Below are 441 nucleotides of genomic sequence, written 5' to 3'. Positions count from 1 at the left end.
GTCAGATTTGTAAAAGGGACAGGGGAATACCGGCCCCTCCCGTCACGTTTTGGCTGTCACGACCAGTGCCGGCACACTGGTGCGTCGGTCCCGGTTCACGTGGCGCAAACGGCGCCGCGACCCGGCACCCTCCCCGACACAGGAGACACCATGAAGCGCGACATCCACCCGGAGTACGTCGAGACGCAGGTCAGCTGCACCTGCGGCAACTCCTTCACCACCCGCAGCACCGTGAACGGCGGCTCGATCCGTGCCGACGTCTGCTCGGCCTGCCACCCCTTCTACACCGGCAAGCAGAAGATCCTCGACACCGGTGGTCGCGTGGCCCGCTTCGAGGCCCGCTTCGGCAAGCAGGCCGCGGCCAAGGCGGCCAAGAAGTAGCACCCCGGGGCGCCGGTCCGACCGCTCCGCGAGAGCGGCCGGGCCGGCGTTTTCCGTACC

Annotated in this window: 1 protein-coding gene; it reads left to right on the top strand. The window is 68.3% G+C overall.

Going from position 1 to position 441, the window contains the following annotated elements; all coding sequences use genetic code 11:
* The first annotated feature begins 150 nt into the window (after positions 1 to 150).
* Positions 151 to 381, top strand: a complete 231-nt coding sequence (gene rpmE / locus FNQ90_RS26585; protein ID WP_153427545.1) for a 50S ribosomal protein L31 — start codon at positions 151 to 153, stop codon at positions 379 to 381.
* Positions 382 to 441 lie beyond the last annotated feature (60 nt).

This window comes from Streptomyces alkaliphilus, assembly GCF_014141535.1.
Taxonomy (GTDB): Bacteria; Actinomycetota; Actinomycetes; order Streptomycetales; family Streptomycetaceae; genus Streptomyces; species Streptomyces alkaliphilus.
The sequence above is the reverse complement of the archived record's forward strand: the minus strand, read 5'-3'. Positions and strand labels throughout refer to the sequence as shown.

Coding starts and splice junctions, on each gene's coding strand:
- rpmE (WP_153427545.1), top strand. CDS start 151: ATGAAGCGCGACATCCACCCGGAGTACGTCGAGACGCAGGTCAGCTGC.